The following is a 23,578-nucleotide window of genomic DNA, read 5'->3' as shown; positions in this document are numbered from 1 at the left end:
AAACCGGTGCCGGCTGCCGCGCGAGTCACGATTGAGGAAACCGACCGATGACGAACGCCCATGTTGCCGCCAATCCGACACCGTCCGACCTCGACGAATGTGCGACCATGACTGTCGCCGACGCCCTGAAGATTATATTGGCTGACAGCTATGCAATTTACCTGAAGACGAAGAACTTCCACTGGCACGTCTCCGGACCTTATTTCAGAGACTATCACCTGCTTCTCGATGAGCAGGCCGCACAGATTCTCGCTGTCACCGACGCGATTGCCGAGCGCGCCCGAAAGACCGGCAACACGACCATCCGGTCGATCGGCGATATCGCGCGGCATCAGACCATAAGGGACAATGATGCCGAGTTCGTGACGCCGCAGGACATGCTGAGCGAACTCCGTGCCGACAATCTTCTTCTGGTCGAGTCGCTTCGCCGTGCCAAGGACGTCGCGGACGTCGCCAGAGACAATGCGACGTCCGGCCTGATCGATACTTGGACCGACGAGGCGGAACGCCGTGCATGGTTCCTCTTCGAGGTCAGTCGCTAGGTCCGCGCTCCATGCTCCGCCCCATGCTCGCGACCGGCATCCTCACCGGCGTCGAATCGTCTCCATGGTCGTGGATGATGAGGCTCGAGCTGGGTCTGGGGTATCGCCGGAGCACTGATCGCGGTGCCGCTGGCCACGGCAATCGTGATGATCTGCGGCCAGTTCGATCGTAGCCGCTGGATTGCCAAGCCGTTGTCGTCATAATGATCGTGGATAACGACCGTTTGAGGGACGCAGCATGAGGCAATGGTCGTGGATCCTGAAGCGGATCATCCGGCAAATCTGGTTCCGCGCGGCCATCATCAGCCTGCTCAGCGTTGCGCTGGCGATCGTCGCCGGGCTCGTCACGCCGTATCTACCCTACTCGTTCGATGCGGATATCGGGCAGCGATCGGTCGGTACGATCCTTCAGATCATGGCCTCCAGCATGCTGGCGGTCACGACCTTTTCCCTGACCGCGATGGTCAGCGCCTATTCCTCGGCGACGCAACTCGCGACACCGCGCGCGACTCAGCTGATGGTGAGCGATCCGACTTCGCAGAACGCGCTATCGACGTTCCTCGGCGCCTTCGTCTTTTCGATGGTGGGTATCGTCGGGCTGAACACCAGCGCCTACGGCCATGACGGCCGGATCATCCTGTTCGCGGCGACGGTGCTGATCATCCTGCTGGTGGTCGGCACGTTGTTGCGCTGGATCGGGCATATCACGGCCTTCGGACGGATGGCCGACGTGATCGACCGCGTCGAGGAGGCTGCGACCGAGGCCATGCTGGATTTCGCCGCGCATCCGTATCTCGGTGGGCGGGCTCCTGTCGCCATCCCCGTCGACGCCGTGGCACTGAGTGCGCCGCAGACCGGCTACATCACGCATATCGACGTCGCCGCGCTCGGCACCATCGCCGACCGCCACGATCTGACAGTGTATGTCGACGTCCTGCCCGGCACGATGATGCACCCTGCGCGTACGCTGCTGCAGATCAAGGGGGAGGCGAACGATGCGGTCCGGTCCGCCCTGGTCAAGACCTTCACGATCGAGCGACATCGCTCGTTCGATCAGGACCCGCGGTTGGGCTTGATCGCGTTGTCCGAGATCGCGAGCCGCGCGCTGGCCCCGGCGACCAACGATCCGGGTACGGGTATCGAGGTCCTCAACGCCTTGCTTCGTGTGTTCCTGACGCTCCGGCCGGGCTCAGCAAGCGTCGATGACGAGGTCGAAACCTATCCCGTTCACATCGGCAGACCGACGATGGACGACATGCTGACCGATGCGTTCGGGCCGATCCTGCGCGAAGGCGTTCAGGAGATCGAGGTATCGCTGCGGCTGACAGCAACGCTGGCGGCGCTGCACGCGAGCCTGCCTGGTTCACATGCCGCGATCGAAAGCTGGGCGCACCGCCACGCAAAGCGGGTGGCGACGACGATGGCGGATCCGGATGACCTGACGACATTCGACACGGCCTATAGAAAGCTCTGGCGTGCTTGAGGCTTGGGCATAATCCCCGATTGTCGCGCAACCTGCTCGAAATACGGCGTCACAAGCAGATGCGGCATCGCCAGTGCCGCGATGCCGGCAAATTGCGCGCGAACGCCCAAGGGGTCCCACCGCAGCAGCAGCCCGCTCACGATCCCCACCATCATCATGGCCGCGATGAGGACTGGCGCGGTGGCACGGAGGTACGCGGTGGTAGTGACGCACTGCAGGCGATCACGACGCTCTTTCGTCTTTGGCACCGCGTGCAGCATCGGGAACCCGACCGAAAACCCAACGAGCGGGGGCAGAATAAGAAGTGCTGTCGTACCGATCAGGAGACGTCGATCATGACGCGCCGCGCCGATGGAACGCCCAGACCGATGCCGGATCGGTGATCAACTTCAGACCTTCCGGCCCGACCAGGAAAATAAGGTTCTTGCCATAAACCGTGCCGAACGCCGCACCGCGGCTGAGAGCCTGTGACCGCAATGGACTCCAGAGCAGATACAGGACGCCCAGAAACGCGACGCAGGACCATCCGTACCAGATCCACTTCGCCATCGGCTGGGCGGCAAGCGACAATATCAGGCTGGTGACGATCATCAGGACATCGAGGACGATGACCGATGTCAGATACCCGCCAACTTCACCCGTCTCCCGTGCTCATGAAAAGCCAGCAGCACCAACCCCGCCAACAATATCGGCGTCGTCACCGACTAATCGACATAGCGTGCCAGCGGCAGAGCATTTCCCAGAAATCGACGCAGCGTGAGATAGTAGCGATGCCATTCGCTAGTTTGTGCGTTGCATCGCCATGAGTAACTCGAACCATGACCGCTATGACTACCGCCCCATCACCGACCGGCCGGACTACGACTGGCCGGTCGGACGTCGCCTCGCAATCTATCTCGGCGTAAATTATGAGGTCTTCGACTTCGGTGGCGGTTTGGGGCCAAAGTTAGCGCCGTCCCAGACCGAACCCGACGTGATGAACTATGCATGGCGCGACTATGGCAATCGCGTTGGGGCATGGCGGCTTTTTGATCTCTTTGATCGATTGCAGCTGCGTACCACCGCACTCCTGAACGCTGACGTGCTCGAGCGTTGCCCCGGCCTGGCAGAAGCATGCCGTGATCGTGGCGACGAGATTGCGGCTCACGGCAGCAGCAATGCGAAGGCGCAGGGGAACATGGTCGGCCTGCGCGAGGATAGCTTGATCGCAGACGTTACCGAGAGACTGGCGACACTCGGCATACGGCCGTCCGGCTGGTTGGGGCCTTGGATTTCGGAAAGCCAAAACACGCCGGATCTGCTGGCCAAGAACGGCTATCGCTACGTTCTCGATTGGGCGCACGATGACCAGCCCACCCGACTGTCGACCAAACATGGCGGGCTTCTCTCCGTTCCTTACTCCCAGGAGATCAACGACCTCCCCGCGATCATCGAGCGCCACCAGGAGGCAGAGACGTTCGCGGCCATGATACGCGCAGGCGTGGAACAGCTGTTGTCCGAATGTGATCGACGGCCGCTCGTCCTCGGTATCGCGCTTCACCCCTTCATCATGGGGCAGGCACACCGCGTTCCGGCACTCGCCCGCGTCCTGACGGAGCTTCGGGAAGCAGACGACCCACGTATCTGGTGGACGACCGCCGGCGATATCGCCGCCCATGTCGAAGCGAATGGCATGGCAGTCTGACCCGCCCGTATCGAACTAGCTGACGACACGCGCGTCGAGTGCTCGGACCTCGTCAGCCACATCTGGCGGTGGACTAGGCCCCGCTGCGAACACACGATTCGAACTGAAAAACGATGGACCTTTATTGCAACGCATCCTGCAAAAACTGCAGGATACGTTGCAATGAGGTGCGGCTCAGACGTCGAGGTTGGCGACGTTGAGCGCGTTGTCCTGGATGAACTCGCGGCGGGGTTCGACGACTTCGCCCATCAGCTGGGTGAAGATCTCGTTCGCGCTCTCGGCGTTGACCGCGGTGACGCGGAGCATCGAGCGGACCGACGGATCGAGCGTCGTTTCCCACAGCTGTTCCGCGTTCATCTCACCGAGACCCTTGTAGCGCTGGATCGCGAGGCCCTTCCGCCCCGCGGTCAGGATGGCGTCCAGTAGGTGGCTCGGGCGCGAGACCTGCGTCGAGCCGCGTGCGGCGACGGCGGTAACCGAGCCGATCACACCGGCGCCAGGTTCCGCACCCTCTTCAGCCTCGGGCTCTTCGGCCGCCGATGCCTTGCTGGCGGGGACGAGATTCGAGGTGTGGGCGTAGCTTTCGGCATGCTCGCCCGACAGCGCATGGAGCTTGCGCGCCTCGGCCGAGACCAGGAAGCTGGCCTCGATGATGTGGTGGTCGGTGACGCCGCGCCACGCGCGCTGGAAGTGGATGCCGCCGTCTTCGGTCAGCACCGCGGTCCAGCGGGCATCGCCGTCGTCGAGTTCGAGACGCCGCGTGACGATCTCCAGACGCGAGGTGCGATCCTCGACCGACGCTTCCGGATCGAACACGCCGCCGAGTGCCAGCGCCTCGATCATACCGGCGTCATAGCGCTTGGGGACGTAGCGCATCAGCGTCCGCATCCGGCGCGCGTGATCGACCAGATCCTTCAGATCGCGGCCCGAACGACCGCCGCCGGGGCCGTCGAGCACCATCGTATTGACGCCCGCATCGACGAGATATTCGTCGAGCGCCGCGTCGTCCTTGAGGTACACCTCGGACCGGCCCTTGGTCGCTTTGTAGAGCGGCGGCTGAGCGATGTAGAGATAGCCGCCCTCGATGATCTTCGGCATGTGACGATAGAACAGAGTCAGCAACAGCGTGCGGATGTGCGCGCCGTCGACGTCTGCGTCGGTCATGATGACGATCTTGTGGTAGCGCAGCTTGTCCGCGTTGAAGTCGTCGCGGATGCCGGTGCCCATCGCGGTGATGAGCGTGCCGATCTCGCGGCTCGACAACATGCGATCCTCGCGCGCGCGCTCGGTGTTGAGGATCTTGCCGCGCAACGGGAGGATCGCCTGGAAATGGCGGTCGCGGCCCTGCTTCGCCGAGCCGCCTGCCGAGTCACCCTCGACCAGGAACAGTTCGGACTTGGCGGGATCGCGCTCCTGGCAGTCGGCGAGCTTGCCGGGCAGCGAGGCGATGTCCATCACGCCTTTCCGACGCGTCAGTTCGCGGGCGCGCTTGGCAGCCTCGCGCGCGGCGGCAGCGTCGATGATCTTCGCGACGATCGCTTTCCCGTGTGCGGGGTTTTCTTCCAGCCATTCCGCCATCTTGTCGGCCATCAGGCTTTCCAAGGGCTGGCGGACTTCGGACGAGACGAGCTTGTCCTTGGTCTGGCTGCTGAACTTCGGATCGGGCAGCTTGACCGAGACGATCGCGGTCAGGCCTTCGCGCATGTCCTCGCCGGTGAGCTGGACCTTTTCCTTCTTCAACATGCCGGATTTCTCGGCGTAGTTGTTGAGGGTACGCGTCAGCGCGGCGCGGAACGCGGCCATGTGCGTGCCGCCATCGCGCTGCGGGATGTTGTTGGTGAAGGCGAGGACGTTCTCGTAATACGAGTCGTTCCACTGCAGCGCGACGTCCATCGTGACGTCGTCGCGGGTGCCGCTGATCGCGACCGGCTCCGGCATCAACGGCACCTTGGCGCGATCGAGGTACTTCACGAACGCAGCGATCCCGCCTTCGTAATAAAGTTCGACGGTTTTCATTTCCTCGTGCCGCGCGTCGGAGAGGAATAGGCGGACGCCCGAGTTGAGGAAGGCCAACTCACGGTAACGATGTTCGAGCTTGTCGAAGTCGAAATCGGTGATCTTGAAGGTGGCGGGCGATGGGAAGAAGGTGACGCGCGTCCCCTTCTGGCCTTCCGTCGCGGGGCCGACGACCTTGAGCGGCGCGACCGCGTCACCGAACGCAAAGCGCATGTAATGCTCCTCGCCGTTGCGCCAGATCGTCAGGTCGAGCCATTCGCTGAGCGCGTTGACGACCGAGACGCCGACGCCGTGGAGTCCGCCCGAGACCTTGTACGCGTTCTCGTCGTTGGTGTTCTCGAACTTACCACCGGCGTGGAGCTGGGTCATGATGACCTCGGCTGCGGACACGCCTTCCTCGGTGTGAATGCCGGTCGGGATGCCGCGACCGTTGTCGGTGACGGAGACCGATCCGTCGGCGTTGAGGACGATGTCGATCCGGTCGCAATGCCCCGCCAGCGCCTCGTCGATCGCGTTGTCGCTGACCTCGAACACCATGTGGTGGAGGCCGGAACCGTCGTCGGTGTCGCCGATATACATGCCGGGGCGTTTGCGGACCGCGTCGAGGCCCTTCAGGACCTTGATCGAGTCCGCGCCATAGTCGCCCATGTTCGGGAGGTTGGGATTGTTGGTTTCGGGGTTGGATGCCATGCCGAGTATATAGGCATTCGGGGGCCGAAACGGAAGCGAAATGGCCTTTGGGGCCGGAGCGTGCCGCGCCGGAAGTGCACGAAGTGCAGACGCTGGGAGCGTTTTGCGGCGTGTGTGCACTTCGTGGGTTGGGCGGGCTGGTTTCGAAGGGGTTGGGATCGCTATGCGGGGATGGTGACAGGGGTGGGCTGTGTAGGACAGCGCGCGCACCCTAGCACCGCGCCGGCGAAGGTAGCACCGCCCCGGCGAAGGTAGCACTTCCCCGGCGAAGGTAGCACCGCCCCGGCGAAGGCCGGGGTCCAATTGGAAAGGTCGCAGTAACAACGAACTGCGCTCAGTCAGCAATGTCCCCCGATTGGGCCCCGGCCTTCGCCGGGGTGGTACAGGTTGAGTCGGGCCGGTCCCTCTCCCCTTGGGGAGAGGGAGGGAGGAGCCGTAGGCGACGGAAGGGTGAGGGGTAGTTGGGATCAGCGTCGCGAGCCTCACTCCCCTCTCCCTTCCCACCGCAAGCGCGGCGGGCCCCTTCCCTCTCCCCGGAGGGGCGAGGGAGACCGGCTTCAGAAGCGGTCGGCGCGCTGGCCTAGCAGGGTCACTTCGACGCGGCGGTTGAGGCGCATGCCAGCCGGCGTTGCGTTGGTCGCGACGGGCTGGTTCTCGCCGTGGCCGACGACGCTGAAGCGGGCGCGGACGACGTCCATGTCGTCGAACGCCTGGCGGACGCTGGCCGCGCGACGCTCGGACAGGTCCTGATTATGCGCGTCCGTACCGCGCGAGTCAGTGAAGCCGTCGATCGCGACGCGGACACCGGGGTTGCCGCGCAGATAGCGGGCGAGCGGACGCAGCTTCTCGATCGCGCCGGGACGCAGCACGTCGCTATCGGTGCGGAACAGCACGTCCTCCTGCAGGGTCAGCGTCGCGCCGCGCGGGGTCTGGCGGAAGCCGTAGTTGCGCATCGCGCCACGATCCCAGGTGGTCGTGGTCTCGACCACCGTGGTGGTGCCGCGGTCGCCGCGATAGCCACCCGGGTCACGGCCATACGCATCCCAGTCGAACCGGTCGCGGCGGGGGCCTGCAATGCGCGCGAATTCACGGTTGGCATCATCGGCCTCCCGCGGGCTGATCCTACCATCGCCGTTCGCGTCGAAGTTCGGCATCACGAACGCGATGCCGCGCCGCGTATTGCGCAGTTCGGGGAAGAGCACCGGCACGCCTGCGCCTTCCAGACGATAGCCGGGACGCGACCAAGGCGCGCGGCTCATGTCGTAACGCCCCTCTGGCCGTCCGCCGTCACGGACCTGCGCGAAAACGGGGGCGGTGGTGGCTGCGACCATCAGGACGCCAAGGGCTGCGCGCGTGAAATTCCGGGTCATCATGATCTCTCCGTATCGTCGATGGACGGAGCTTTGCCCGCGCCCGCTTGAACGCGCGGTGAGCCTGCTCGACAGCGCGCGTTCAGCCTAACGCCCGACCGCGATGCGCGTTGCCTGTGCGCCGATCGCATCGAACAGCGCGTCTTCGGTGCCGGTCATCCACACCTGCCCGCGGCCTGCGAGCCGCGCGAACAGCGCCGCGCGGCGGGATGGGTCGAGATGTGCGGCGACCTCGTCGAGAAGCAGGACGGGGGGCTGGCCGGTGCGTTCGGCGACGAGGTCGGCGTGGGCGAGCACTATGCCGAGGAGGAGCGCCTTCTGCTCGCCGGTCGAAGCTAGCGAGGCGGCTCGCGCCTTGTCGAGGTGCGTGACGATGAGGTCGACTCGGTGGGGGCCGCTGAGCGTGCGCCCGGCAGCGGCATCGCGCGCGCGGCCCTGGGCGAGGTCGGCTTGCAGGCGCGTGGTGTCGCCGGCCCAGCCTTCAAGCGTCAGGCCGGCGCGCGGAAACGGGCCGTCTTCTTGTTCCGTTAGTCGTGTTCCGAGCAGCGTCACCGTCTCACGCCGGGCAGCATCGACGGCGGCGCCGTGCTCGGCCATCTGTGCTTCAAGCGCTGAGAGCCAGTCGCCGTCGGGGCGGCCTTCGTCGGCAAGCAGGCGGTTTCGCGCGCGCATCGCCGCGTCGTAGCGCGCGGCGTGGTGGGCGTGGCTCGGGGCGAGCGCCAGCGTGAGGCGGTCGAGAAAGCCGCGGCGCTCGCCGGCGGGGGCGACGAAGAGGCGGTCCATCGCGGGGGTGAGCCAGAGGATCGTGAGCCACTCGGCGAGTGCGTTGGCGGTGGTGGTCGCGCCCTGGATGCGGACGATGCGGCGTTCCGGGGCGGAGGCGAGTGTACCGGTTGCGACGTCGACTTCGGCTGGAGCCTGTATCTGCCCCTGTGCTTCTGACTCCCCTTCCGCTTGCGGGAGGGGTTGGGGGAGGGGCGCGTTTTCCTCGACGCCGGACGCCAGTACGTACGTCGTGCCCTCCCCTGACCCCTCCCGCAAGCGGGAGGGGAATTCTGTTGCGCTCTTCTGCGAGCGCTCTGGAAACAGCGTGGCTGCTACGCCGAAGCCACCTGCCCCGCCTTGCCGCGCCATCTCGCCCAGCGCCGCGCGTCGCAACCCGCGGCCGGGCGCGAGTAGCGATACCGCCTCCAGAATATTTGTCTTGCCCGCGCCGTTCTCGCCGGTCAGCACGACGAACCCTGGTCCCGGCGTCAGCGTCAGGTCGGCGTGATTGCGGAAATCGGTGAGGACGAGACGCGACAGCATTGCCTCGGCCTTAGAGCAGTTTCGAAACCGATTGCATCGCCGTTTTCCGTTCGCCGCGGGCGAAGTCGAAGGGCACGGCACGAGCACCGGTGCTTCGACTTCGCTCAGCACGAACGGGGTAAGGCACCAATCCGATCACAACCGCGCTAGCGACACGTCCGGTACGCTACCGAGCAGCGCGTCAGGCGGCGATCCGCTCCGGCGCGATCGCGGGTGCGGCTGCCGCGGTCGCCGCCTTCTGCGTGCTAAGATACGACGCGAGTGCGGGTCCAAGTTCGCGCTGCGCGTGCAGATACGCGACCGGCGTGACGATGCCGAGCCGTTCGCGCGCGGCCTCCAGCGGTTCGTGGAGCAGTTCGAGATAATCCTCGCCCGACACCCACTTCGCCTTGCGCCCGTTGCGATAGCCTTCCCAGACCGCCTTCGCGAACAGCTTGCTGCCGGTCACCCGCATGCTCTTCAACGCCGCAGCCGAGCCGATCAGCGCCCAGCCGAGCCCGCCGACCTGCGCGTAGCTGAACGCGACGAGCGCCGCTTCGCCCATGCTTTCGTCCGCCTTGTAGCCGGTCAGCACGTGCCAGATGTCGTGCGTGTCGCGCACCCGCCGGCCGAACCACGCATAGGGATGCGCCATGTCGTCCTCGCTCGGCGTAAGCCGCGAGACCTCGACGAGGCCATCCGCGGAATAGCCCGTCGTCTCGAGAAAATTGCGATACGCCGCCCCTACCGTGCTGGGCGCGAAGCTCGCGACGAACGCGGGGTCGGAGAAACGCTGCGCCAGTTCGACCCGGTCATAGGCGATCCGCCCGCCCTGCTCGGTGGCGATCAGCCGCGCGTAATTCATCGGCGCATTGCCGACGTTCAGCGCGCGCATGATCCGGAACACCTGCGTCGTATCGTCGCCGTTCGCGAGCAGTTTCTTGATCGCATCGAACGCCGTACGCCAATCGCGACGACCGGTCGTACCGGGAAACGGAGGAAGCTTCGCCATCGAGTCGACTCCTTACTGACATTACTGTTAGTATTGAGCGCTGGGCGTGGAGTCAATCAGGACGGATGATCTCGGCTGAACGAACTAACCTCTCCGCCAGCAGGTCACCTCGTTCGATCCGCTCTTTGTCAGATCCGATATGACGAATCCGCTGAAGCGAGCTTTCCTTGAAAACGTGGATCAAACCCTAGCGCTTTGCAGCGCATCCTGAATGTCTCTCGCCCGGTTAGCGAGTGAGGCGCCGTCTCGCGTCGCATCGAAAAACGAAGGATCGTCTGGGACGATTTGTGTCAGGGACACCGCAGTGCCTGTCATGCACACCATCAACATGGCACGCTGGCCGCCTACTTCAGCGTAATCGACATCTACGCCAAGAACCGCATTGCCGCCTTGCTCGATAGCTTGGGCCCGCAGTGACGCTTTGCATAGGTTTTCGCCGTCACGCAATTTTGCGTTATATGCGCCAGATTGAGTGCCAAACAGATCGGTAAAGGCAGACGCAACGTCCGAGAAAATGCCCGTCCCGGTCACTGTTTGCGCGGTAATTATTCCAAGCGGCTCATAGGTCCAACCCATCGGCTGTTGCAATGAGACGATAGGAACATGCGACAGAATCGCTGTTAGCTTGGCGCGGAGTTCGCGTGACTCCAATTCCAGCGCTTCCGTCGCATCTCGATACGATGGATCACCGCACTTGTTGCACGCAGCATCGAGATGCTCGGAACTTGCCAAGTTAATCACGCGGAGCCGCCCGGGAGACAAAGGTTGATTTGACGAAATCATTCCAACCTTGAGCACGGCTCCGCAATTTGAGCAGGTATCGCTCACACCCGCATCGGCATCAGTACGTACAACGCGGGCGACTTATCGTTCTCGCGGATCAGCGTCGGGGCGGCGGCGTCGGCGAGGTGCACCTCGACCATGTCGCCGTCGATCTGTGCGAGGATGTCCATCAGATAGCGGCTGTTGAAGCCGATCTCGAACGGGAGCGCGACGTAATCGCCGGGGACTTCCTCCGCGGCGGTGCCGTTTTCGGGCGAGGTCACCGACAGCGTGATCTTGTCGCGGTCGAGCGCCATCTTCACGGCGCGCGTCTTCTCCGTCGCGATCGTGGAGACGCGGTCGACGCCTTCCATGAAGCTTTTCGGGTCGATCTTGAGGATTTTGTCGTTGCCGGTCGGGATTACGCGGCTGTAATCGGGGAAGGTGCCGTCGATCAGCTTCGAGGTCAGGATCGCCTGGCCGAGGTCGAAGCGGATCTTGGTCGGCGACAGCGAGACGCCGACCGAACCGTCGACCTCGTCGAGCAGTTTCCGAAGCTCGCCGATGCATTTGCGCGGCACGATCACGTCGGGCATCGATTCGGCGCCCTCGGGACGCGGCAGCGTGACGCGCGCGAGGCGGTGGCCGTCGGTCGCGGCGGCCTTCAGCACCGGGTTCGAGCTGTCGCCGTCCGCGACGTGCAGGAAGATGCCGTTGAGATAATAGCGAGTCTCTTCGGTCGAGATCGCGAAGCGCGTCTTGTCGATGATCTGCTTGAGCGTCTCGGCGGGCAGTTCGAACTGAGTCGGCAGTTCGCCTTCCGCGATCACCGGGAAATCGTCGCGCGGCAGCGTGCCGAGCGAGAAGCGCGCACGGCCGGCGACGATGCTCATCCGGCCTTCCGACGCGGCGAGCTGGACTTGGCTACCCTCGGGGAGCTTGCGGGCGATGTCGAACAGCGTGTGCGCGGACACGGTAGTCGCGCCGGGCTGGTCGACCGCGGCTGCAATCGATTCGTTGATCTGGAGATCAAGATCGGTCGCCATCAGCTTGAGCGTGCCCTCGGCGGTCGCCTCGATCAGCACGTTCGACAGGATGGGGATGGTGTTGCGCCGCTCCACCACGGACTGGACATGGCTCAGCCCCTTGAGGAGCGTTGCGCGTTCGATCGTCGCCTTCATCGTAATTCCCCCCGCCACCGCAGCCGGACTCGGGGCTGGGGGCAATCCGCAGATGGCTTACCCAACAACAAAGGGTCGGAGCAAGCGCCCCGACCCTTCTTTGATCACGGTAAACGTCGCGTTAAAGCGATCAGAAGCGGAAGCCGTAGCTCGCCACGACCTGATGGCGGTCGGTATCGACGTCGAAGCGGCTGCTGGTGCCGCCGGTCGCATAGTCGATGTTGCCGCGCTCATAGTTCGAATAGCGGTATTCGAGCTTGGCGTAGCTGTTCGGGCCCATCGCGTGCTCGGCGCCCGCACCGACGCGCCAGCCGTCGAGCTTGAAATTATTGTCGGTGGTCTGGCTGGTGCTGCCGGCGAGCACTTCGAGCTTCGAGTTGGTGTAGCCGCCCTTGACGTACAGCATCGTCGTCGGCGCGACGACGTAGCCCGCGCGTGCGCCGACATAGATGTCGCGGCCCTGCTTGACACGGCCATAGCCGAAGTCGCTGGTGTAATCGTTGCGATCGCTCTTCGCGGTCGAGCCGGTCAGTTCGGCTTCGGCACCGAGCACGATGTTGTCCGAGGTTGCGATATCGTAGCCGATGCCGCCGCCGTACAGCAGGCCGTCGATCTTCTGGTCATCGCGCCCGTTGTTGTTGGACACGCTGCTGCCGGCGCCGGTGTGATCGTAGCCGAGCGTGGCCTCGACGCGAGGGCCGGTGAAGGTCGGGTTGGTCTGCGCGAGGGCGGGGGCGGCTACTGCGGTGGTAGCGAGCAGCGAGACGGCGATGAGCGTACGCATTGGGTTACTCCTTACTGATCTGGCGCCCCATTACGCGGGGCGGACCGCTCCAATGGACCAACCGCGCGGGCGTTGCATGAACCCCAGATAAACACGGAAATCCGTTGCTTTTGCGCCACAGGGGGTTGAAATACGGGCCATGATTCCAAGCCAACGGCAGGGTGACGTGGACGCCCGATCAACCGATATTTCAGCCATTCGCAAGGGTCGCGATTTCGTCGCGCGGCACGGCGAAACCGTGTTCAATGCGGCGCATCGGTTGCAGGGGAATGCCGCGCATACGCCGTTGACGCGCGCTGGGTTCGCGCAGGCGGACGAGCTTGGGCGGGCGTTAAGGGAACTGCTGGGGGTGACGCCGGCGCTGACGCTGTGGTCCTCCCCAACTGGGCGAGCCTTGCAGACGTTGGCGGTGATCTGCGAGCATCTGGAGCTGGACTGGCATGACGCGCAGACCGATGCGCGGCTAGTCGAGATCGACATGGGATCGTGGGGCGGCCGTTATTATGCGGACGTTATCGACGAGGTCGGGCCGGTGATGCTGCCGGGTGGGACGCTGAAACCTTCACCGGATGGCGAGACCTATGCGGAGATCGCGGCACGAGTCGGTGGGTGGCTGGCGGATACGGCGGAGGATCCGGGCGACCGGCTGGTGATCATGCACGGGATCTCGAGTCGGGTGATGCTCGGCGTGATGACCGGTGCGGCGGTCGATCCTGTGCTCGACGCGCCGGTTGCGAAGGGGTTGCCGCAAGGATCGGTTACGCTGGTGGAGAACGGACGCGCGACGGTGCCGCATCTGGGTACAGGGTTCGCTCCGGCGTGAGTTGGAGCCGGGGCGAAGGTCTCAAACCCGAGTTGTCTACTTCCGCCCCCCTCCCTGGAAGGGAGGGGTTGGGGGTGGGTCGGTTTCCCCGTGTTCGAACCGCTGGGGCTCGATCGGGCCTACCCACCCCCTGCCCCTCCCTTCCAGGGAGGGGGGTTCTGTGGCGTTTGGTTTTGGCGGTGGCGGTGTTTGCGATTGCTGCTCCGGTAGCGGCGCGTGACACGATCGGCGTCTACCAAGGATGGGGTGCGTTCCGGGACGCTACGCCCCCGCGGTGTTACGCGATTGCTCGGCCGGTGATGGCGGGGGGGCGTGCTTCGGGGTTTGCCAGCGTTGCGACGTGGCCGAAGCGGGGTTTGCGCGCGTCCTTGTATGTGCGGCTCAGTCGCGAGCGGGATCGGTCGGCGGGGGTGACGCTGACGATCGGCGAGCGGCGATTCGCTTTGGTGGCGAACGGGCTGGATGCGTGGGCTGGTGATGCGCCGAGCGATCGCGCGATCGTGGCGGCCATGCGGTCGGGGCGGAGCATGAGCGTGGAGGCGGTCGGCGTCGGGGGGCGACCGTTTGTCGATGTGTATGCGCTGTCGGGGGCGGCGACAGCGATCGATGCGGCTGTGTTGGCGTGTAGCGGGGGGTGACGGTTTGCTGCCCCGCGTTTCCAATAGACGTTCCGAACGAACCTTCACGATCCTCCCCCGCAAGGGGGAGGTGTCGCCGCAGGTGACGGAGGGGGAGGACACGGAACGAACGTGGGCGCAGGCCTCCCCCTCCGTCAGGCTACGCCTGCCACCTGCCCCTTGCGGGGGAGGATCGGAAGGGTGTCTACTTCCCTCTCTCGCAGCCAGTAGAAAAATCACGAAAATTCCGCTAAGGGCCGCCCCATGCAGACCGCCGCGAACCTCATGCCCATTCCGGGGCACATCGATCCCGTGCCCGTTCCCCGCAGCTTCGTGCCGCGCAGCGATGGGCGGATCGACCTGCTCGGGCTGTCGCTCGCCGATCTGCGGATGGCGCTGGAGACGTCGCAGCTCGAGGAGAAGCAGGCCAAGCTTCGCGCGAAACAGCTCTGGCACTGGATCTATAATCGCGGCGCGACCGAGTTCTCGGCGATGACCGATATCTCAAAGACGATGCACCCGTGGCTCGAGCAGCGTTTCGTGATCAGCCGGCCCAACGTGGTCGAGGCTCAAGTGTCGACCGATGGCACGCGAAAGTGGCTGCTGCGGTCGGACGACGCGCAGGATTACGAGATGGTGTTCATCCCCGACGCGGATCGCGGCACGCTGTGCGTGTCGAGCCAGGTCGGCTGCACGCTGAACTGCACCTTCTGCCACACCGGCACGATGCGGCTGGTGCGCAACCTGACGCCCGCCGAGATCGTCGGCCAGGTAATGCTCGCGCGCGACTCGCTGGGCGAATGGCCGAGCCAGCCGGAAGGCCGCATGCTTACCAACATCGTGATGATGGGGATGGGCGAGCCGCTCTATAATTTCGAGAATGTCCGCGATGCGCTGAAGCTGGTGATGGACGGTGCGGGCCTCGCGCTCAGCCGGCGGCGGATCACGTTGTCGACGTCGGGCGTGGTGCCGATGATGGCGCGCGCGGGGGCCGAGATCGGCGTGAACCTCGCCGTGTCGCTGCACGCGGTGACCAAGGAGGTGCGCGACGAGATCGTGCCGCTCAATCGGAAGTACGGCATCGAGGAATTGCTGCAGGCGTGCGCGGACTATCCGGGCACGAACAACGCGCGGCGCATCACGTTCGAATATGTGATGCTGAAGGACAAGAACGACTCCGACGACGATGCGCGCGAGCTGGTGCGGTTGCTGCGGAAGTACGAGCTGCCGGCGAAGGTGAACCTCATTCCGTTCAACCCGTGGCCGGGTGCGCAGTACGAGTGCTCGACGCCCGAGCGGATCAAATCCTTCTCCAGCATCGTGTTCGGCGCGGGGATCTCGGCGCCGGTACGGACGCCGCGTGGGCGCGACATCGATGCGGCGTGCGGGCAGTTGAAGACCGCGTCGGAGAAGAAGAGCCGCGCGCAGATCGATCGCGAGGCCGCCGCCGAGTCCGACGCTTTTGCTTGAGTGGACTGCGGTCGCGCTGGCGGCAGGGGCTGGGGTTCTTGGCGGTGCGATGAACGCGCTGGCGGGCGGTGGCAGCTTCGCGACGATGCCGACGCTGATCGGACTCGGCGTGCCCTCGACCTTCGCCAACGCCACCAGCAACGTCTCGCTCCAGCCGGGTGCGATGGCGAGCGCGTGGGCGTACCGGCATGGGCTCCAGCCGATCTCGGGCGTCAGCATGAAGACGATGGCCGGGATCACCTTCGTCGGCGGGCTGGTCGGCAGCCTGTTGCTGGTGGCGACGTCGGCGCGCGCGTTCGACCTGATCGTGCCGTGGCTGCTGCTGTTCGCGACGCTGGCGATCGCGTTTGGCACGCGCGCGTCGCTGTGGTTGCGGTCGCGGGTCGAGATCGGGCCGAAGTCGCTGGTCGCGGTGCAAGCGTTGCTGGGTGTGTATGGCGGGTATTTCGGCGGCGGCGTCGGGTTGATGCTGACCGCCGCCTGGGGGCTGCTGTCGGGCGCGACGCCCGCGACGCTCGCGCCGCCGCGGACCTTGATGCTGGCAGTCGCCAACCTCGCGGCGACGATCATCTTCATCGCGACCGGGATGGTGGTGTGGGCGCTATGCGTGCCGATGCTGATCGGTGGGATCGTCGGCGGGCATTTCGGTGCGAAGCTTGGCCTGCTGCTGTCGCCGCAGGTGATCCGCGTGTGGACGCTGTTGGTGACGATCGCGACGACGATCGTGTTCTTCTACCGCGCCTATTCCTGAAGCCCGGTCTTCGCAGCGAGCCATTTCGCCGCGGCCTCGGGCGTTTCCTTGTCGGCATCGCGGTCGACCCGGTAGTTCGCGGCGCGCATCGCCTCGACCGGGATACGGCCGACCATCGGTTTCAGCGCGGCGAGGAACTTGGCGTCCCCTGCCCGCTTCGGCGCGACCATCAGGATCGCGTCGTAGCCCGGGATCGCACGGCGGGGGTCGGTCAGCACGGTAAGCCCGTCCGCGGCGATCCGGCCATCCGACGAGAAGGCCGAGATGACGTCGACATTGCCGCTCTCCAGCGCGCGGTACATGAAGGTCGGGCTGTACGGCGTCGTCTTTGCAAATCTCAGCGGATAGGCGCGCTTCACCGCGGCCCATTCGGGACGTTCGAGGAATTCGAGATCGCTGCCGAGCGTCATGCCGGGCGCGGCCTTCACCAGATCGTCGAGGCTGGCGATGCGCTTGGACTTTGCCGCGTCGCCCTTCATCGCGAAGGCATAGGCGTTCTCGAACCCGAGCGACCCGACCAGGCCGACATGATGCTCGCGCCTCGCCCAGTCGGCGATCGCGGCGACCATCGCCGGGCGTTCGGGGACGTCGTTGCGCTTCATCTCGTTCGCCCAGATCGTCCCGGCATAATCGACATAGACGTCGATATCGCCGCCGGAGAGCGCGCCAAAGACCACAGCCGAGCCGAGGCCGTCACGATACTCGACGGTGTAGCCCGCATGTTCGAGCCGGTCGCCGATCAGCCGCGCGAGGATATATTGCTCGGAAAAGTTCTTCGCGCCGACGACCACGGTTCGGTCTGCGCCGCCCTTGGGCCATAGCGGGGCGGTCGCCGCCGCGGTTCCCATGACCAGCACCACCGCGCTCACGATCCATAGCCAGCGGCGGCGCGCGCGGATGCCGTATTCGATCGCGCCGATCAGTGCGTCCACCGCCAACGCGAGTGCGGCCGCCGACACGCAACCGGCGAGCACCAGCGCCCAGTTCTGCGTCTGGAGTCCGGCGAAGATCATATCGCCGAGGCTCGGCTGGCCGACCGTCGTCGACAGCGTCGCCGCGCCGATCGTCCAGACCGCCGCGGTGCGGATGCCGGCGATCAGCACGGGCGCGACCAAAGGGGCCTCGACCAGCCGCAGTTTCTGCGCGGGCGTCATGCCGACCGCGTCCGCCGCCTGGATCACGGCGGGATCTATGCCATGCAGGCCGGCGACTGCATTCCGCAGGATCGGAAGGAGGGCGTACAGCGTCAGCGCGATCAAAGACGGGAGGAAGCCGAGCGCAGGGATGCCGCCGCCGACCAGCGCGGAGAGGCTGAGCAACAACGGGTAGAACAAGGCGAGCAGCGCGAGGCTCGGGACGGTCTGGACGAGGCTCGCGAAACCGAGCGACATGCGCGCCACCGTCGCGTTGCGCGCGGACCAGATGCCGAGCGGCAGGCTGATCGCGATGCCGAGCAGAAGCGCCGCCGCGGAAAGCAGGACGTGGTTGGCGAGCAGCGGCGGCACGCGGCCGAGCGCGTCGAGGAACGCGCTCATGCGACTAGCGCCTGCAAGCGTTCGGCCTGCGCGCGCGGCACCTGGACCAGTGCCTGCGCGTCGTCGCCGCCCTTGCCGGCGACGAGGTCGGCTGGCGTGGCATCGGCGACGATCCGCCCGGCCTTCATCACCAGCACGCGGTCGGCGAGCAGCAGTGCCTCCGCCATGTCATGCGTGACGAGGATGGTGGTCAGCCCGAGCCGGTCGTGGAGTTCGCGGATCCGCGTGCCGAGCGCATCGCGCGTGACCGGGTCGAGCGCGCCGAACGCCTCGTCGAGCAGCAGCAGTTTCGCGCCGGGTGCGAGCGCGCGGGCGATGCCGACGCGCTGGCGCTGGCCACCCGAGAGCGCGTCGGGCATGCGGCTCGCAATATCGCGGGGCAGGTCGACAAGATCGAGCAGTTCGCCGACCTTGGCCTCATCCGTGCGGCCGGCGATGCGCAGGCCGATCGCGATGTTCTCGGCGATCGTCATGTGCGGGAACAGGCCGATGTTCTGGAAGACGTAGCCGATCCGGCGGCGGAGTTCAGGCGCGGGCTCGGCGGCGACGTCGGCACCGTCGATCGTCACGCGGCCTTCGCTCGGCTCGACCAGGCGGTTGAGCGTCTTCAGCAGCGTGGACTTGCCCGAACCGGACGTGCCGACGAGCGCGACGAAACTGCCGCGTGCGATCTCCAGCGAAACGCCGTCGACGGCAATCGTCGTGCCCCCAGCGCCTGGGTATCTTTTGGTGACGCGTTCGAAAGCGAGCGCTGGGGAATTGTCTGGCATCTGCGCGCAGGATGCGGGAAACATACCGGAAAATCAAATGGAGAGGGTATGAGCCAGCAGGGCATTTTCATCACCGGCGGCGGATCGGGGATCGGCCGCGCCACCGCGATATTGTTCGCGCGGAAAGGCTGGCGGGTCGGGCTCGCCGACGTCAACGTCGCAGGGCTTGCCGAGACCGCCGCGCTGCTGCCCGCGGGGATGGTCAGCACCTACCAGATGGACGTGCGCGACCGCGATGCGTGGGTGGCGTCGCTCGATGCGTTCGTCGCGACCACGGGCGGGCGGCTCGACGTGCTGTTCAACAACGCCGGGATCGGATCGGGCGGACCGCTCGCGGAGACCGACTTCGCCGAGATCGACCGGGTGATCGCGATCAACCTGGTCGGGGCACTGAACGGGGCGCGGATCGGCCATGCGTATCTGAAGCGGACGCCGGGATCGTGCCTGCTCAATACCGCGTCGGCGTCGGCGATCTACGGATCGGCGGGGCTTGCGCCCTATTCCGCGACCAAGTTCGGGGTGCGCGCGATCACCGAGGCGCTCGACGGCGAATGGGCGGCGGACGGCATCAAGGTGCGCTCGATCGTACCGAGCTTCATCGACACGCCGCTGCTCGATTCCGCGGCGGGGAACACGAACCACTCGATCCGCGAGACGGTGACGGGGGCGGGGCTGGAGCTGACCGGGGTGGACAAGGTTGCGGAGGCGGCCTGGGAAGCAGTGCACGGCGACAAGGTGCACACTTTTGTGGGGAAGACCGCGCACCGCATGGCGTTCGCCGCGCGGTGGATGCCGGGCGCGCTGCGCAAGCGGATGCGGCGGGATATGCGGAAGTAGAAGTTGCGGAATTTATTTGAGCACCACCCCGGCGAAGGCCGGGGTGGTGCTCAAAATGCCTTCAGCTCAGGCGTCGCCGACGATCGCGTCGATCGCTTCGGCCATCTCGATATCGCGCGGTGAGAGGCCGCCTGCGTCATGTGTCGTCAGCAGGATTTCCACGCGGTTCCAGACGTTCTTCCACTCCGGATGGTGGTTCGCGCGCTCGGCGATCAGCGCGACCTGCGTCATGAAGCCGAACGCCTCGACGAAATCGGCGAACACGATCGTCCGCGTGATCGCGTCGCGCGCATCGTCGTAATCCCACTCGTCGAGCCCATCGAGCGCCTCGGCCCGCTCGGTATCGTTCAGCGCTTCGATCATCGGGCTCTCCCTTGCCGCAACAGTTCGCCGACGCGTATGGCTGGCGGCATGAGCGGGCAAGCGACAATATCCGGGGAAGCCCCCGACGCCGACGCGATCGAGGCCATCGCGCGGGCGACGATCGCCAAGCTGCCGCAGCAGTTCGCGGAGCATCTCGGCGACATCGTGTTCGCGGTCGAGGAGTATGCCGACGACGAGACGCTGGCGGCGCTGGGGATCGAACACCCGCTCGACCTGTCGGGCCTGTATCACGGCCGTCCGCTCGGCGAGAAATCGTCGATGGACGTCGCGCCGATGCCCGACCGCATCGTCCTGTACCGCCGCGCGATCCTGGAGGAATGGATCGAGACCGGGTTGCGCCTCGACGACCTCGTCGCGCACGTGACGATCCACGAGATCGGCCATCATTTCGGGCTGAGCGACGACGACATGCACGCGCTGGAAGACTCCGTCGAAGATCGGGCCACGTGAGCCTCGCGTTTCGCGACGTCGCGTGCGTGCGGGGCGGGCGGATGCTGTTCTCGGGCGTGTCGTTCGACCTGGGGCCTGGCGACGCGGCAATCGTCGCCGGCCCCAATGGCGTCGGCAAATCGAGCTTGATCCGTATCGCCGCCGGCCTGCTCGCACCATTCGAAGGCGCCGTGACGTGTGACGCAGACAAGGCGCTGCTGACCGAAGCGAGCGCGCTCGACCCGGATCGCACGCTGATTACGGCACTCCGTTTCTGGGCTGCGTTGGACAATGCCCCCGCCCACGATACCCGGATCGCGCAAGCGCTGTCCGCCCTCGATCTCGACGCGCTCGCGGACATTCCGGTCCGCTTGCTGTCGACCGGGCAACGCCGCCGCGCGTCGATCGCGCGCGTTGCCGCCAGCGGGGCGCCGGTCTGGCTGCTCGACGAACCCGCCAACGGGCTCGACACGGTGTCGATCGCTCGACTGGAAACGCTGATCGCCGAGCACCGCGCCACCGGCGGCATTGCGCTGGTCGCCACGCATCTGGCGCTGGCGATTCCCCACGCGCAGGAGATCGCGTTGTGATCGCGCTGATCCGCCGCGATCTGCGCCGCAGCGTGTCGAGTGGCGGCGCGACGCTGGTGATCGCGTTCTTCCTGCTGGTGGCGACGCTGTTCCCGTTCGCGATCGGCCCCGACGCGGCGCTGCTCGCGCGGATCGGTGGCGGGGTGATCTGGACGGCAGCGCTGCTCGCCGCCCTGTTGCCGGTCGAGCGCCTCGTCGGTCCCGATCTGGAGGCGGGCGTGTTCGACCAGTTCGTCGTCCGCGGGATGTCGCTCGCGCTGGTCGCCTTCGCGAAGACGATCGCGCACTGGTTGAGTTTCGGCCCCCCGCTGATGCTCGCCGCGGTGATCGCCGCCGGCCTGCTCAACCTGTCGGCCGACACGCTGCTCCGCGTCGAGATCGGTCTGCTGATCGGTACGCCCGGCCTCGCCGCGCTCGCGGTCGCGACCAGTGCGCTGGTTGCCGGCGTTCGCGGCGGCGGCGCGGTGACGGGCCTCGTGATGCTGCCGCTCGCGGTGCCCTTGCTGATCTTCGGCGCGGGATCACTCGACCCGGCTGGCGGCGCAGGCGCGGTCAAGCTGCTCGCCGCGGTCAGCCTCGTGCTCGTCGCGGGCGCACCGTTTCTGGCGGCGGCAGCGATCCGCGCGGGCATGGACTGAGGCGATGAGCATGACGGACGAGCAAGCCGGCCCCATACGCGTCGGGCTGATCGGCTACGGATTTTCGGGCAAGACCTTCCATGCCCCGTTGATAGCATCGGTCGCGGCGCTCGAGCTTTGCGCGGTGTCGTCCAGCGATGCCCGCAAGGTGCAGGCGGACTTTCCGGGGATGACGGTCCACGCCGATCCGCACGCGCTGATCGCGGCTGAGGACATAGACTTGGTCGTGATCGCGACGCCGAACGAGACGCACGCACCGCTCGCGAGGGCAGCGATCACGGCGGGGAAGCATGTCGTGATCGACAAGCCGTTCACGCTAGACCTCGACGAAGCGCGCGGGCTTGTCGCGCTGGCGGACGATCGGGGGGTACTGCTGTCCGTCTTCCACAACCGGCGCTGGGACAGTGATTTCCTCACCGTGCGTGCCGCGATCGACGCCGGTATCGTCGGCAACGTCACGCATTTCGAATCGCATTTCGACCGGTTCCGGCCGGACGTCCGCGACCGCTGGCGCGAGCGATCGGGGCCGGGCAGCGGGGTCTGGTACGATCTCGGTCCGCATCTCGTCGATCAGGCATTGCTCCTGTTCGGCCTGCCGGACACGGTCCAGGCGTCGATCGCGACACAGCGGCCGGGTGCGATGACCGACGATTGGGCACACGTCGTCCTGTCCTATGGCGAGCGCCGCGTGATCCTCCAGGCGAGTATGCTGGTGGCAGGCGGCGTCGACCGGTTCACCGTGCACGGCACCGCCGGCAGCATGACGAAGCACTGCGCCGACCGCCAGGAGGCGCAACTTCTAAGCGGAATGCGGCCGGGCGACGCGAACTGGGGCGAGGATCCCGATCCGCTCGTGATCCACGCCGCCAACGGGCAACGCGAACAGCGCGCGATACCCGGCGATCAGCGTCTCTATTACCGTGGAATCGCGGCGGCGGTTCGGCGAGCAGCGAAAAATCCGGTCGCGCCGATCGAAGCGTTGGCGGTGATGGCGGTCGTCGAGGCGGCGTTCCTGTCCGCAAATACCGGCGCGACGACGGCATTGGCGCTGACCGATCGCGAGCGGGACGCCGCAACCGGCGCGCTATCGTCCGCGACTGTACAAATCTGAACGATCCGTCCCGCCGTCGCGCGGGTATCGAATGCGTCGCTTGCGAAGCACCTCCGGTCGGTTGCCGATCCGGATCTTCTCTGACAGGATCGCGACGTGCCCGACCCCCTTCACCATGGCCTCAACCAATCGCGGTGGCCCAAGCGGATCGGTCGACTGATCGATGCGATCTGCCTGGTGGCGCTGATCGTGGTGATCGTCACGGTCATCTACGGCTTCTGGCTGCGCGCGATCTGGGCACATGGTTATTATCTGGCGGTCGCGGTCGCGGTGCTGGGCGCGTTCGTCATCCTGATCGGGCTTGCGCAACAGGCGATCGCCGCGCGCGACGTGGCGACCTGGCGCGACATGGCCGAATGGCAGATCCGCGCGGCGCGGGCGGCGGCTGGACAGGCCGGCGCGACGCAGGCGGATCCCGACGACGAGATCGAGGCGAATGCCGCCGCCTATTACGAGATCCTGATCGGGACGCTGGTGGCGCATGCCGAACAGGACGAACGGAGCATCGTCGATGAGCGGTGATCCGCATCTCGAACTGGGCGAAAGCCTGCCGCGGTTCCTGTCGCACTGGCTGGCGGCGTGCTTCGGGCATTTCCTGATGGTGCTGCTGCCGCTGATCACCGACTGGGCGCATGTGAAGAACGCGACCTGGCCGAGCTGGTGGTCGCTGCTGCTGTTCGCGGCGTCGACCTCGCTGGTGGCGGCGATCATCAACGCCAATTTGCCGGTGACGCCGCGCGAGATGATCAAGAGCGTCGCGCTGGGGTTCGCGCTGAACGCGACCATCGTCATGCTGCGGCTGGCGTGATTGG

The 23,578-nt window shown here is 65.8% G+C and carries 26 protein-coding genes; 14 read left to right on the top strand and 12 right to left on the bottom strand.

Going from position 1 to position 23,578, the window contains the following annotated elements:
• The first annotated feature begins 47 nt into the window (after positions 1–47).
• A complete protein-coding gene (locus AC59GX_RS00830; RefSeq protein WP_426282748.1) occupies positions 48–542 on the top strand; it encodes a Dps family protein in 495 nt (164 codons plus the stop codon).
• Positions 543–780: 238 nt separating this feature from the next.
• Entirely contained in the window at positions 781–2,025 is a 1,245-nt protein-coding gene (locus AC59GX_RS00825; RefSeq protein WP_497300604.1) for a DUF2254 domain-containing protein, read from the top strand.
• On the opposite strand, the gene AC59GX_RS00820 is transcribed toward AC59GX_RS00825, so the two are convergent.
• Both AC59GX_RS00820 and AC59GX_RS00815 read right to left on the bottom strand, forming a co-directional pair.
• Positions 2,001–2,321 carry a Brp/Blh family beta-carotene 15,15'-dioxygenase gene (locus AC59GX_RS00820; RefSeq protein WP_497301300.1) on the bottom strand — a complete coding sequence of 107 codons (321 nt, stop codon included), beginning with the start codon at positions 2,319–2,321 and terminating at the stop codon, positions 2,001–2,003. The genes AC59GX_RS00825 and AC59GX_RS00820 overlap by 25 nt on opposite strands.
• Before the next feature lie 37 nt (positions 2,322–2,358).
• Positions 2,359–2,616 carry a bacteriorhodopsin gene (locus AC59GX_RS00815; protein ID WP_426282750.1) on the bottom strand — a complete coding sequence of 86 codons (258 nt, stop codon included), beginning with the start codon at positions 2,614–2,616 and terminating at the stop codon, positions 2,359–2,361.
• A gap of 211 nt (positions 2,617–2,827) precedes the next feature.
• On the opposite strand from AC59GX_RS00815, the gene AC59GX_RS00810 reads away from it, so the two are divergent.
• Entirely contained in the window at positions 2,828–3,709 is an 882-nt protein-coding gene (locus AC59GX_RS00810) for a polysaccharide deacetylase family protein (RefSeq protein WP_497300602.1), read from the top strand.
• A gap of 174 nt (positions 3,710–3,883) precedes the next feature.
• Here AC59GX_RS00810 and gyrB read toward each other — a convergent pair whose 3' ends face one another.
• The 7 genes from gyrB to AC59GX_RS00775 form a co-directional block, all read right to left on the bottom strand.
• Complete coding sequence (gene gyrB / locus AC59GX_RS00805; protein WP_426282752.1) at positions 3,884–6,415, bottom strand: DNA topoisomerase (ATP-hydrolyzing) subunit B; 2,532 nt, start codon at positions 6,413–6,415, stop codon at positions 3,884–3,886.
• Between the two features lie 557 nt (positions 6,416–6,972).
• On the bottom strand, positions 6,973–7,788 hold the full coding sequence (locus AC59GX_RS00800; RefSeq protein ID WP_426282753.1) for an OmpA family protein: 816 nt from the start codon (positions 7,786–7,788) through the stop codon (positions 6,973–6,975).
• An 84-nt stretch (positions 7,789–7,872) separates the two neighbouring features.
• The gene (locus AC59GX_RS00795) at positions 7,873–9,093 is read right to left on the bottom strand and encodes a DNA replication/repair protein RecF (RefSeq protein ID WP_426282754.1); all 1,221 of its coding nucleotides are present in this window, start codon (positions 9,091–9,093) and stop codon (positions 7,873–7,875) included.
• A gap of 181 nt (positions 9,094–9,274) precedes the next feature.
• The gene (locus AC59GX_RS00790; RefSeq protein ID WP_426282756.1) at positions 9,275–10,084 is read right to left on the bottom strand and encodes a Coq4 family protein; all 810 of its coding nucleotides are present in this window, start codon (positions 10,082–10,084) and stop codon (positions 9,275–9,277) included.
• A 180-nt stretch (positions 10,085–10,264) separates the two neighbouring features.
• Positions 10,265–10,912, bottom strand: coding sequence for a YbjQ family protein (locus AC59GX_RS00785; RefSeq protein ID WP_426282757.1), 648 nt, complete (start codon positions 10,910–10,912; stop codon positions 10,265–10,267).
• Positions 10,909–12,027 carry a DNA polymerase III subunit beta gene (gene dnaN / locus AC59GX_RS00780; RefSeq protein ID WP_056017955.1) on the bottom strand — a complete coding sequence of 373 codons (1,119 nt, stop codon included), beginning with the start codon at positions 12,025–12,027 and terminating at the stop codon, positions 10,909–10,911. Before dnaN ends, AC59GX_RS00785 begins: the two co-directional genes overlap by 4 nt.
• A 130-nt stretch (positions 12,028–12,157) precedes the next feature.
• Positions 12,158–12,811 carry an outer membrane protein gene (locus AC59GX_RS00775; RefSeq protein ID WP_107951824.1) on the bottom strand — a complete coding sequence of 218 codons (654 nt, stop codon included), beginning with the start codon at positions 12,809–12,811 and terminating at the stop codon, positions 12,158–12,160.
• Between the two features lie 166 nt (positions 12,812–12,977).
• Here AC59GX_RS00775 and AC59GX_RS00770 point away from each other — a divergent pair, with 166 nt between their 5' ends.
• From AC59GX_RS00770 to AC59GX_RS00755, 4 genes are all read left to right on the top strand, one after another.
• Positions 12,978–13,634: a histidine phosphatase family protein gene (locus AC59GX_RS00770; protein ID WP_497300598.1), complete on the top strand. Its 657-nt coding sequence runs from the start codon at positions 12,978–12,980 to the stop codon at positions 13,632–13,634.
• Positions 13,635–13,813: 179 nt separating this feature from the next.
• Positions 13,814–14,272, top strand: a complete 459-nt coding sequence (locus AC59GX_RS00765; RefSeq protein WP_426282759.1) for an invasion associated locus B family protein — start codon at positions 13,814–13,816, stop codon at positions 14,270–14,272.
• A 243-nt stretch (positions 14,273–14,515) separates the two neighbouring features.
• On the top strand, positions 14,516–15,721 hold the full coding sequence (gene rlmN / locus AC59GX_RS00760) for a dual-specificity RNA methyltransferase RlmN (protein ID WP_056061442.1): 1,206 nt from the start codon (positions 14,516–14,518) through the stop codon (positions 15,719–15,721).
• Positions 15,714–16,472: a sulfite exporter TauE/SafE family protein gene (locus AC59GX_RS00755; RefSeq protein WP_082441379.1), complete on the top strand. Its 759-nt coding sequence runs from the start codon at positions 15,714–15,716 to the stop codon at positions 16,470–16,472. The genes rlmN and AC59GX_RS00755 overlap by 8 nt, the downstream gene beginning before the upstream one ends.
• Here the strand turns inward: AC59GX_RS00755 and AC59GX_RS00750 are convergent.
• Both AC59GX_RS00750 and AC59GX_RS00745 read right to left on the bottom strand, forming a co-directional pair.
• On the bottom strand, positions 16,463–18,007 hold the full coding sequence (locus tag AC59GX_RS00750) for an ABC transporter permease/substrate-binding protein (RefSeq protein WP_426282760.1): 1,545 nt from the start codon (positions 18,005–18,007) through the stop codon (positions 16,463–16,465). The genes AC59GX_RS00755 and AC59GX_RS00750 overlap by 10 nt on opposite strands.
• Complete coding sequence (locus tag AC59GX_RS00745) at positions 18,004–18,777, bottom strand: ATP-binding cassette domain-containing protein (protein ID WP_426282762.1); 774 nt, start codon at positions 18,775–18,777, stop codon at positions 18,004–18,006. Before AC59GX_RS00745 ends, AC59GX_RS00750 begins: the two co-directional genes overlap by 4 nt.
• 48 nt (positions 18,778–18,825) lie before the next feature.
• Between AC59GX_RS00745 and AC59GX_RS00740 the strand changes: the two genes are divergently transcribed.
• Positions 18,826–19,614: an SDR family oxidoreductase gene (locus tag AC59GX_RS00740; protein WP_426282763.1), complete on the top strand. Its 789-nt coding sequence runs from the start codon at positions 18,826–18,828 to the stop codon at positions 19,612–19,614.
• A gap of 66 nt (positions 19,615–19,680) precedes the next feature.
• Here the strand turns inward: AC59GX_RS00740 and AC59GX_RS00735 are convergent, their stop codons facing one another.
• Positions 19,681–19,977, bottom strand: a complete 297-nt coding sequence (locus tag AC59GX_RS00735) for a 4a-hydroxytetrahydrobiopterin dehydratase (protein WP_055881974.1) — start codon at positions 19,975–19,977, stop codon at positions 19,681–19,683.
• A gap of 48 nt (positions 19,978–20,025) precedes the next feature.
• Here AC59GX_RS00735 and AC59GX_RS00730 point away from each other — a divergent pair, with 48 nt between their 5' ends.
• The 6 genes from AC59GX_RS00730 (at position 20,026) to AC59GX_RS00705 (ending at position 23,574) form a co-directional block, all read left to right on the top strand.
• Complete coding sequence (locus tag AC59GX_RS00730; protein WP_426282764.1) at positions 20,026–20,448, top strand: metallopeptidase family protein; 423 nt, start codon at positions 20,026–20,028, stop codon at positions 20,446–20,448.
• Between the two features lie 41 nt (positions 20,449–20,489).
• Positions 20,490–21,017, top strand: a complete 528-nt coding sequence (gene ccmA / locus AC59GX_RS00725; RefSeq protein ID WP_426282924.1) for a heme ABC exporter ATP-binding protein CcmA — start codon at positions 20,490–20,492, stop codon at positions 21,015–21,017.
• Complete coding sequence (locus tag AC59GX_RS00720; RefSeq protein ID WP_426282765.1) at positions 21,014–21,655, top strand: heme exporter protein CcmB; 642 nt, start codon at positions 21,014–21,016, stop codon at positions 21,653–21,655. The genes ccmA and AC59GX_RS00720 overlap by 4 nt, the downstream gene beginning before the upstream one ends.
• A 10-nt stretch (positions 21,656–21,665) precedes the next feature.
• Positions 21,666–22,766: an oxidoreductase gene (locus tag AC59GX_RS00715; RefSeq protein WP_426282766.1), complete on the top strand. Its 1,101-nt coding sequence runs from the start codon at positions 21,666–21,668 to the stop codon at positions 22,764–22,766.
• Positions 22,767–22,862: 96 nt separating this feature from the next.
• Positions 22,863–23,288, top strand: a complete 426-nt coding sequence (locus AC59GX_RS00710) for a hypothetical protein (protein ID WP_426282767.1) — start codon at positions 22,863–22,865, stop codon at positions 23,286–23,288.
• Complete coding sequence (locus AC59GX_RS00705) at positions 23,278–23,574, top strand: hypothetical protein (protein ID WP_056061473.1); 297 nt, start codon at positions 23,278–23,280, stop codon at positions 23,572–23,574. The genes AC59GX_RS00710 and AC59GX_RS00705 overlap by 11 nt, the downstream gene beginning before the upstream one ends.
• Positions 23,575–23,578: the final 4 nt, after the last annotated feature.

The sequence above is a fragment of the Sphingomonas sp. 320_CC genome (assembly GCF_059691795.1).
The sequence above is the reverse complement of the archived record's forward strand: the minus strand, read 5'-3'. Positions and strand labels throughout refer to the sequence as shown.

Bases quoted from the DNA above. Each gene is read 5' to 3' on its own strand.
- AC59GX_RS00830 (WP_426282748.1), top strand. From the start codon at position 48: ATGACGAACGCCCATGTTGCCGCCAATCCGACACCGTCCGACCTCGAC.
- AC59GX_RS00825 (WP_497300604.1), top strand. From the start codon at position 781: ATGAGGCAATGGTCGTGGATCCTGAAGCGGATCATCCGGCAAATCTGG.
- AC59GX_RS00815 (WP_426282750.1), bottom strand. From the start codon at position 2,616: ATGATCGTCACCAGCCTGATATTGTCGCTTGCCGCCCAGCCGATGGCG.
- AC59GX_RS00810 (WP_497300602.1), top strand. From the start codon at position 2,828: ATGAGTAACTCGAACCATGACCGCTATGACTACCGCCCCATCACCGAC.
- gyrB (WP_426282752.1), bottom strand. From the start codon at position 6,415: ATGGCATCCAACCCCGAAACCAACAATCCCAACCTCCCGAACATGGGC.
- AC59GX_RS00800 (WP_426282753.1), bottom strand. From the start codon at position 7,788: ATGATGACCCGGAATTTCACGCGCGCAGCCCTTGGCGTCCTGATGGTC.
- AC59GX_RS00795 (WP_426282754.1), bottom strand. From the start codon at position 9,093: ATGCTGTCGCGTCTCGTCCTCACCGATTTCCGCAATCACGCCGACCTG.
- AC59GX_RS00790 (WP_426282756.1), bottom strand. From the start codon at position 10,084: ATGGCGAAGCTTCCTCCGTTTCCCGGTACGACCGGTCGTCGCGATTGG.
- dnaN (WP_056017955.1), bottom strand. From the start codon at position 12,027: ATGAAGGCGACGATCGAACGCGCAACGCTCCTCAAGGGGCTGAGCCAT.
- AC59GX_RS00775 (WP_107951824.1), bottom strand. From the start codon at position 12,811: ATGCGTACGCTCATCGCCGTCTCGCTGCTCGCTACCACCGCAGTAGCC.
- rlmN (WP_056061442.1), top strand. From the start codon at position 14,516: ATGCAGACCGCCGCGAACCTCATGCCCATTCCGGGGCACATCGATCCC.
- AC59GX_RS00750 (WP_426282760.1), bottom strand. From the start codon at position 18,007: ATGAGCGCGTTCCTCGACGCGCTCGGCCGCGTGCCGCCGCTGCTCGCC.
- AC59GX_RS00745 (WP_426282762.1), bottom strand. From the start codon at position 18,777: ATGCCAGACAATTCCCCAGCGCTCGCTTTCGAACGCGTCACCAAAAGA.
- AC59GX_RS00740 (WP_426282763.1), top strand. From the start codon at position 18,826: ATGAGCCAGCAGGGCATTTTCATCACCGGCGGCGGATCGGGGATCGGC.
- AC59GX_RS00735 (WP_055881974.1), bottom strand. From the start codon at position 19,977: ATGATCGAAGCGCTGAACGATACCGAGCGGGCCGAGGCGCTCGATGGG.
- AC59GX_RS00730 (WP_426282764.1), top strand. From the start codon at position 20,026: ATGAGCGGGCAAGCGACAATATCCGGGGAAGCCCCCGACGCCGACGCG.
- ccmA (WP_426282924.1), top strand. From the start codon at position 20,490: ATGCTGTTCTCGGGCGTGTCGTTCGACCTGGGGCCTGGCGACGCGGCA.
- AC59GX_RS00715 (WP_426282766.1), top strand. From the start codon at position 21,666: ATGACGGACGAGCAAGCCGGCCCCATACGCGTCGGGCTGATCGGCTAC.
- AC59GX_RS00705 (WP_056061473.1), top strand. From the start codon at position 23,278: ATGAGCGGTGATCCGCATCTCGAACTGGGCGAAAGCCTGCCGCGGTTC.